Here is a 7828-nt window from a genome sequence, read left to right as displayed (position 1 = left end):
CCTCCTCACCCACTCGCACGCGGACCACTCGGCGGCGGCGCCCACGCTGGCGGAGCGGACCGGCGCCCCGCTCTGGATGGCGCCGGGCGCGCTGGGGAGCGGCGTCCCCCCCGCGGCGGTGTCCCGGTGGATCGGCGCGGGAGACGAGGTGGAGACCGACGCCGGCACGCTCGTCGCCGTTCCCACGCCGGGCCACGCGCCGGAGCACGTGGCGTTCCTTTTGCGTCAGGGAGAGACCCGCGGCGCGGGCCTGCTCTTCGTCGGGGACCACCTGATGGGCGAGGGGGACACCACCCTGGTGGCGCCGCCCGAGGGCGACCTCGCCGCGTACCTGGAGTCGCTGGAGCGCCTGCGCGGGCTCGGCGCGGCCACCATGTACCCGGCGCACGGCCCCCCGATCACCGATCCCGCCGCGGCGCTCGAGCGCTACGCGGCGCACCGGGAGGCCCGCATCGCCCAGGTGCGTGACGCCCTGCGGGAGGGGGGCGCCGCCACGCCCGCGGAGCTGGTGGGGCGGGTGTACGGCCCGGAGCTGCACCCCGGCCTGACCGGCGCCGCCGAGGGGTCGGTGCGCGCCATCCTGGGCTACCTGGAGGCGCGCGGCGAGGCGCTGCGGGGATCGTCCGGCCGCCACGCCCTCGCCTGACCCGCGGCATCGAACACCAACGCCCACTCCGACCCCACGCCATGCATCTTCCCGACACCGTGCTGGACCGGATCCGTCCCGAGGCCGTCGACGCCCACCTTCGCTTCCTCGCGCACCCGCTCCTGGAGGGCCGCGCCCCGGGTACGCGCGGCGGCGAGCTGGCCGCCGAGTACGTCCGGGCACAGTTCGCGCGGATCGGCCTCCGCCCGGCCGGCGGGTCGTACCTGCAGGCCGTGCCGCTGGTGGGGCTCACGGCGGACCCCGACCCGGTCCTGGCGCTGGAGCTCCCGGACGGGAGCGTCGTGGAGCCGCCCTTCCGGGACGCCTTCGTGATGCGCGCCGGGCTCCCCCGGCCGGAGGTGGAGGTGGACGCCGAGCTGGTGTACTGCGGCTACGGCATCACGGCGCCGGAGTACGGCTGGGACGACTTCGGCGGGGTGGACGTGCGGGGGAAGGTGCTGCTGGTGCGGGTGAACGACCCGGGCACGGAGGCCACGCCGGGGTTCTTCGGGGGGAGGGCGCTGACCTACTACGGGCGCTGGACCTACAAGTACGAGGAGGCGTCGCGCCGCGGGGCCGCCGGGGTGCTCCTGGTCCACACGGACGAGTCGGCCGGCTACGGTTGGAACGTGGTCCGCGCCTCCAACACGGGGGAGCAGTACGACCTGGCCGGCGAGCCGGAGTTCCCCCTGCGGGTGAAGGGGTGGATCGCCCATGGGGCGGCCGCGGAGGCGCTGCGCCGCGCCGGGCACGACCCGGAGGCGCTGGAGCGCCGCTCGGAGGAGCGCGGCTTCCGGCCCGTGGACACCGGGATCCGGGTGCGCGCGCGGGTGCGCAGCGCGGTGCGGGAAGTGCAGACCGCCAACGTGGCCGGGCTCCTCCCGGGGAGCGACCCGTCGCTGCGGGAGGAGGTGGTGCTCCTCACCTCCCACTACGACCACCTGGGGACCGGGACGGACGAGGGCGGCGAGCGGGTGGTGTACCACGGCGCGTACGACAACGCCAGCGGGGTGGCCCTGCTCCTGGCGGTCGCCGAGGCCGCCGCCGCGCTCCCGGAGCCGCCGCGGCGCCCGCTCTGCTTCGTGGCGACCACCGCGGAGGAGTCCGGCCTGCTGGGGGCGGAGTGGTACGCGCGGAACCCGCTCTTCCCGCTGGAGCGCACGGCGGCGGAGCTCAACGTGGACGGCGCCAACCTGCAGGGGCGCACCCGCGACCTGGCCCCGCTGGGCGCGGACCGCTCCGAGCTGGGAGAGACGGTCCGGGAGGCCGCACGCGCGGAGGGGATGACGCTCCGCCCGGATCCGCACCCGGAGCAGGGGATGTTCTTCCGCCAGGACCACTTCCCGCTGGCGCGGGCGGGTGTTCCGGCGCTGGCGCTGGACCACGGGCTGGACTTCGAGGGGAGGCCGGAGGGGTGGGGCGAGGCGTGGTACGAGGAGTTCGTGTCGCGGCACTACCACCAGCCCTCGGACGCGTACCGCGAGGGGCTCGACTACGGGGGCGCGGTGCAGCAGGGCCGGGTGCTCCTCCGCACCGCACTGGCCGTGGCCTCCGCCGACCGGCTCCCGGAGTGGAGCCCGGGGACGGAGTTCAGCCGGCGGGGCACGGAACGCGGCGGCTGAAACAGACGTAGTACCAAGGTACGGCGGCGGGGCGGCGGGGTGGCCGGGGCGTGCAACGTATACCGACCGGGAACAGGAACGTGTTCGCGATGCTTTCCTCCAGCCCGGTCCTGGAAGCGATCCAGGACGGGGTCTACACCATCGACGCCGCGGGGCGCATCACCTACTGGAACGCCGCCGCCGAGCGCATCCTGGGGATCTCCCGGGAGGATGCGCTCGGCCGGCCGTTCCGCGAGGTGCTCCCCCGCCCGGACGGTGCCGACGCATGGGCGTGCGTCGCGCGCGTCCTGGAGGAGCGCGTGCCCCTGGAGTACACGGAAACGTACGGCGCCCGCGGGCTCCCCCGGCACCTGGCGGTGCGCGCCGCGCCGGTGGAGGGGGACGGGGTGCTGGTGCACTTCCGCGACGCCACCTCGGAGCGGGGGGTGCGGGAGCAGTATGCCCGCCTCCTGGAGGCGATCCGCGACGGCTTCATCGCGGTGGACTCCGCCTGGCGGATCGTCTACATCAACCGCGCCGCCGAGCAGCTCCTCCACCTCCTCCGCGACCGCGCGCTCGGGGCGGACCTGCACGCGCTCCTCCCGGCCCGTCCGCCGGAGATCGTGGAGGCCCTCCGGGCCACCATGGCGGACGGGGAGCCGCGCCACCTGAGCGCCGTGAAGCCGGAGGGGCGCGTCTTCCGGGACCGCGTCTTCGACGTGTGGACGTACCCGCTCCCGCTGGGCGGCGTGTCCATCCTCTTCGAGGACGTGAGCGAGCGGGTGCGGCGCGAGATGGACCTGGCGCGCCTGGCCGCGGAGGCGGAGGAGGCGAACCGCGCCAAGAGCCGCTTCTTCACCGCGGTCAGCCACGAGCTGCGCACCCCGCTCAACGCCATCGTCGGCTACACGCACCTCCTCAGCACCGAGACGTACGGCTCCGTCCCCGCCGGGGCGCAGCGGGCGGCGGAGCGGGCCGGCGTCTGCGCGGAGCACCTGGCGCGGCTGGTGGACGACGTCCTCCTGATGACCACCGCCGAGGTCGGCCGGCTCCCCGTCTCCCCCGCGCCGGTGGAGCTGGAGCCCTTCCTGCGCGGCACGCTGGAGCCGCTCCGCCAGCAGGCGGAGGCGAAGCGCCTGCGCTTCCAGGTGGAGGTCGGCGACGGCGCCGCCACGCTGCAGACCGACCCGGACCGGCTCCGGCAGCTCCTCCTGGCGCTGGTGGGGAACGCGGTGAAGTTCACCCCGCAGGGGGAGGTGCGGATCGAGACGCGGGCCGTCCCGGAGGCGCCGGACGTCGTGGAAGTCTGGGTGGGGGACACCGGCCCGGGGATCTCGCCCGAGGACCGCGGGCGGATCTTCGAGGCGTTCGAGCAGCTCGGCGACCCCTCCCGCACCGACTCGATGCGCCGGGGGACCGGGTTCGGGCTGACCATCGCCCGGAAGCTGGCTACGCTGCTGCGCGGCTCCCTGCGCGTGGACGGGCGGGACGGCGGCGGTTCGGTCTTCATCCTGCGCCTCCCGCGGGCGTTCGCGCCCACTTCCGCAGGGGAGGGGCCCGCCGCCTGAGGCGGGCCCCTCCGCCCGCTTTCCGCGGCCTTTCAGCGGCGGCCGGTTTTCGCTAGCTTCGGTCGCCGCCGAAATCGAACGCCCAACCGACGTGCCATGCTCCGTCTCCACGAATACCAGTACGCCCGCCCCGCCCGCCTGGAGGAGGCCATCGCCCTCCTGCACGGGCGCGAGGACGCCATGCCCGTGGCCGGCGGCACAGACTTGGTGCCCAACATGAAGCACCGGCTCTGGACGCCGCGGCTCCTGGTGGCCCTCAAGGGGGTGGAGGAGATGCGCGGGATCCGCCTGGACGACCCGGAAGGGCGCCCCGTGGGCCCGGACGGCGGCGGCGCCCGCTTCCTTTCGCTGGGCGCCGCGGCGACGCTCACCGAGGTGGCGCGCAGCCCGCTGGTGCTCCGCTTCTTCCCGGCGCTGGCGGACGCCGCAGGCCACGTGGCGGGCCCGCAGATCCGCAACCAGGGGACGATCGGCGGGAACCTCTGCCTGGACACGCGCTGCACCTACTACAACCAGAGCCACTTCTGGCGCGAGGCGCTGGGGTTCTGCCTGAAGAAGGACGGCGACGTGTGCCACGTCACCCGGGTGGGGAAGAAGTGCGTGGCCGCGCACTCGGCCGACACCCCCCCGGTGCTGATGACGCTCGGAGCGACGGCGGATCTGGCCTCCGCCGAGGGGGTGCGCACCGTCCCCGTGGCGGACTTCTTCGTGGCGGACGGGAAGTGGAACACCGTGCGCCGTCCGGGGGAGCTGCTGGTGCGGGTGCGGATCCCCCTCCCCCCGCCGGGGCTGCGGACCGCCTACCGCAAGCTGCGGCAGCGGAACTCGATCGACTTCCCCCTCCTGACGGTGGCGCTCGCCGCGGACGTGGCGGAGGACGACACGGTGGCGGCCATGTCGCTGGTGGTGTCCGCGCTGGGGTCGCGGCCGCGCGTGGTCTCCGGGCTGGAGAAGGTGGCGGTGGGGCGCCCGGTGGGGGACGTGGCCGACGCCGTGGCGCAGCAGGCGTTCAAGCAGTGCCACCCGCTGGAGAACATCATCGTGGACCCGGACTGGCGCCGGGCGATGGTCCCCGTCTACGTGCGCCGTGCGGTTGAGGAGGTCGCCCGCCGCCGCTGACGCCCGGCGCTCACGCCGTGGAGTCGTACACCTGCACGGGCGAGGGCGGCGCCGCGCCCCCGCCCTCCCGCTCCAGCGTCCCCACCCACCAGAGCAGCATCGCGAAGCCGCCCAGGAAGGCCGCCACGATCCACATGCCGAGGACGTGCTTCTGTTCGTGGTCCACTGTAGGTGCGGGCGGCTGTGTCGCGTGAGGTCGTCGGCGGGGCGCTCCCCCGGGAACACCGAAAAACGGCGGGACGCACGCAGAGGAAGCAGGGGAAGCAGAGGAACAGCGAGAGAGCAGTCCCCTGTTTCCTCTGCTTCCTCTGCGTGAGCCATTGCTGTTCCTCCGGCGATCCGGATGGCCGGGCGAGGAGGGACTCTTCCCGATACGACCGGATTCGGTATTACGCGGCCGACTCCCGTGCCTCGGGCTCCGTTTCCTCGCGCGGGGGGAGCACCTCGCCGATCTCTCCCTGCTCGGTGCGGAAGCTCCGGCGGACCCCCACGATGAAGAGGAGGAGGCCGGCGGCCCCCAGCAGCAGCTTTCCCTTCGGCATCCCGCCCTGCTTCCCCTGGCTGTGCAGCTTCGCTTTCATTCTCCTCCTCTCGTTCCGTGCGCTCCGCCGTCGGCGTACAGCGCCTCGATCTCGTTCCGGTACCGCTCCTCGACGACCCGGCGCTTCACCTTGAGCGTCGGCGTCAGCGCGCCCGAGTCCACGGTGAGCTCGTCCGGGAGCACCGCCACCTTCTTGGGCTTCTCGTAGCGCGCGAAGGCGTCCAGCCGCCCCAGTGCGTCCTGCTCCAGCAGCTCCCGAACGCGCGGGTCGCGCACCAGCGCCGCGCGGTCGGCGGCGTCGATCCCGTTCCGCCCGGCCCAGGCGCCCAGGTTCTCGAAGTCCGGCACCAGCAGGAGGACGGTGTAGGGGCGCCGGTCGCCCACCATGACCGCCTGCGCTACGAAGGGCGACATGGCGGCGGCGTTCTCGACGGGCTGCGGCGCAACGTTCTTGCCGCCCGCGGTGACGATCAGGTCCTTGAGCCGGTCGGTGATCCGCAGGAAGCCGTCGGCGTCCAGCTCGCCCACGTCGCCGGTGTGGAACCACCCGTCCGGGTCGATGGCCTTCGCCGTCGCCTCCGGGTTGTTCCAGTACCCCTTCATCACGTGGGGCCCACGGGTCAGGATCTCCCCGTCCTGCCCGATCCGTACCTCCACCCCGGGGACCACCTGGCCCACCGTCCCCAGCCGCACGTGCCCCGGCCGGTTCGCCGCGATCACCGGCGAGGTCTCGGTGAGGCCGTACCCCTCGTACACGGGGAGCCCGGCCGCGTGGAAGAACCTCGCCACCCCCGCGGAGAGAGGCGCGCCCCCGGAGATGAAGCTCCCCAGGCGTCCGCCCACGCGCTCCCGCAGCTTGGAGAAGACCAGCCGGTCGGCGAGGCCGTACTGCAGCGCCAGCGCGCCCGAGGGCTCCCGCCCCGCCAGGCGCTCGTCGACCACGCGCTCCCCGACCCCGCTGGCCCACAGGAGGATCCGTTTCCGGAGCCCCGTCGCGCCCATCACCTTCGTGTAGATCTTGTCGAAGAGGCGGGGAACGGAGACGGCGACGTTCGGACGCACCTCGCCGAGGTTGTCCGCCACCTTCTCCATGGACTCGGCGTAGGCGATGCAGACTCCCTGGTCCCGGTACAGGTAGTCCACCATCCGCTCGAACACGTGCGAGAGCGGGAGGAAGGAGAGGGCGACCGTCCCCCGGGAGAAGATGGCGGCGAACCCGTGCTGCAGGACGGCGGCGACGTTGGAGGCCAGGTTGTAGTGCGTGAGCATGACCCCCTTGGGGTCGCCCGTGGTCCCGGAGGTGTAGATCAGCGTCGCCACGTCGTCGCGCGAGACCCGCAGCGCGGCCTCGCGGAAGCTCCCCACCTCGCCCCGCTCCATGGTGGCGCGCCCGGCCTCCAGCAGGTCGCGAAAGCGCTCCACGTCCGGCGCGCCGGCGGGGTCGTCGAAGGCGACCACCTGCTCCAGCGCCGGGAGCCCGCCGCGGATCTCCACGACCTTCGCCACCTGCTCGGGGGTGGAGGCGAAGATCGCGCGCGCGCCGCAGTTCTCCAGGATGTAGGCGACCTGGTTGGCCGGGAGGGTGGCGTAGATGGGAACGACGACCCCGCCCAGCCCCAGCACCGCGTAGTCGACGATCGCCCACTCCGGGCGGTTCTCGGACAGGATCGCCACCCGGTCCCCCGCCTGCACGCCGGCCGCGGAGAGCGCCGCCGCAAGCCTCGTGACCCGCTCCTCCATCTCGCGGTGGTCCAGCGACTTCCACGCGCCCCCCTCCTTGTGCCGCACGGCCTCCGCGCGGTCGTACCGGTCCACGGCGCGGAGGAAGATGCGGGGAATGGTGTCGCGCTCCACGGGGTCCAGCGCGACGACGCGGCTGTGGCTCTCCGGGGGCGTGGCGCTCGGCATGGGGGCTCCTGTCGCGGGCGGGAAGCAGGATCGGGAAGTCGAGAGCTGGCGCGGGAAATTCAGTGCCAATATAACCGGCACGCCGGAGTGCGAAAGTGCGAAGTGCGAAGTGCGAAACGGCGCCCCCACCGGGAGTCTCCCGGTGGGGGCGCCGTGGCCCTCACCCGGCGGCCTGAGAGCCGCCATGAGTAGCCCCCGCTGGCGGTACCAGTGGTTATGGGAGTGCTGGTTGGTAAAACGTTCTTCATCTCCCCCTCAGCAGGGGGAGTCGGCGAAGGCCGGAGCGCCGCAGGCGCAGAGGCCCCGTTGGCCGGCTCCCACTGCGCCGCAAAGCGCGCCGGAGTCTTGTAGCCGAGCGCGCTGTGCGGTCGCACATGGTTGTACTCCAGACGGTAGTGCTCCGCCAGCACCTCTGCCTCCTCGCGCCCGCGGAAGATCTGCTGAC

The 7828-nt window shown here is 73.6% G+C and carries 7 protein-coding genes and 1 pseudogene; 4 read left to right on the top strand and 4 right to left on the bottom strand.

The genetic code is table 11. The features are described 5' to 3' along the window. The 4 genes from VGR37_11925 to VGR37_11910 all read left to right on the top strand — a co-directional run. A partial coding sequence (locus tag VGR37_11925; GenBank protein HEV2148102.1) for an MBL fold metallo-hydrolase occupies positions 1-646 on the top strand: 646 nt, incomplete at its 5' end. A 41-nt stretch (positions 647-687) separates the two neighbouring features. After that, positions 688-2268 (top strand): M20/M25/M40 family metallo-hydrolase, encoded by a 1581-nt coding sequence (locus VGR37_11920; GenBank protein ID HEV2148101.1) that lies wholly within the window; start codon positions 688-690, stop codon positions 2266-2268. Positions 2269-2357: 89 nt separating this feature from the next. Beyond that, positions 2358-3815 (top strand): PAS domain-containing protein, encoded by a 1458-nt coding sequence (locus tag VGR37_11915; GenBank protein HEV2148100.1) that lies wholly within the window; start codon positions 2358-2360, stop codon positions 3813-3815. Between the two features lie 96 nt (positions 3816-3911). After that, complete coding sequence (locus tag VGR37_11910; protein HEV2148099.1) at positions 3912-4934, top strand: FAD binding domain-containing protein; 1023 nt, start codon at positions 3912-3914, stop codon at positions 4932-4934. Between the two features lie 10 nt (positions 4935-4944). Here the strand turns inward: VGR37_11910 and VGR37_11905 are convergent, their stop codons facing one another. From VGR37_11905 to VGR37_11890, 4 genes and pseudogenes are all read right to left on the bottom strand, one after another. Next, on the bottom strand, positions 4945-5100 hold the full coding sequence (locus VGR37_11905; protein ID HEV2148098.1) for a hypothetical protein: 156 nt from the start codon (positions 5098-5100) through the stop codon (positions 4945-4947). A gap of 223 nt (positions 5101-5323) precedes the next feature. Beyond that, complete coding sequence (locus VGR37_11900; GenBank protein HEV2148097.1) at positions 5324-5515, bottom strand: hypothetical protein; 192 nt, start codon at positions 5513-5515, stop codon at positions 5324-5326. Beyond that, positions 5512-7383: a long-chain fatty acid--CoA ligase gene (locus VGR37_11895; protein ID HEV2148096.1), complete on the bottom strand. Its 1872-nt coding sequence runs from the start codon at positions 7381-7383 to the stop codon at positions 5512-5514. The genes VGR37_11900 and VGR37_11895 overlap by 4 nt, the downstream gene beginning before the upstream one ends. Positions 7384-7718: 335 nt before the next feature. Next, positions 7719-7828 (bottom strand): annotated as a pseudogene (locus VGR37_11890) (integrase core domain-containing protein).

Source organism: Longimicrobiaceae bacterium (genome assembly GCA_035936415.1).
GTDB lineage: Bacteria > Gemmatimonadota > Gemmatimonadetes > Longimicrobiales > Longimicrobiaceae > JAFAYN01.
Note: the sequence above shows the minus strand (reverse complement) of the source record. Positions and strands in the feature narration are given on the sequence as shown.

Excerpts from the sequence above, each read along its gene's own strand:
- VGR37_11915 (HEV2148100.1), top strand. The coding sequence starts at position 2,358 with ATGCTTTCCTCCAGCCCGGTCCTGGAAGCGATCCAGGACGGGGTCTAC.
- VGR37_11900 (HEV2148097.1), bottom strand. The coding sequence starts at position 5,515 with ATGAAAGCGAAGCTGCACAGCCAGGGGAAGCAGGGCGGGATGCCGAAG.
- VGR37_11920 (HEV2148101.1), top strand. The coding sequence starts at position 688 with ATGCATCTTCCCGACACCGTGCTGGACCGGATCCGTCCCGAGGCCGTC.
- VGR37_11910 (HEV2148099.1), top strand. The coding sequence starts at position 3,912 with ATGCTCCGTCTCCACGAATACCAGTACGCCCGCCCCGCCCGCCTGGAG.
- VGR37_11895 (HEV2148096.1), bottom strand. The coding sequence starts at position 7,383 with ATGCCGAGCGCCACGCCCCCGGAGAGCCACAGCCGCGTCGTCGCGCTG.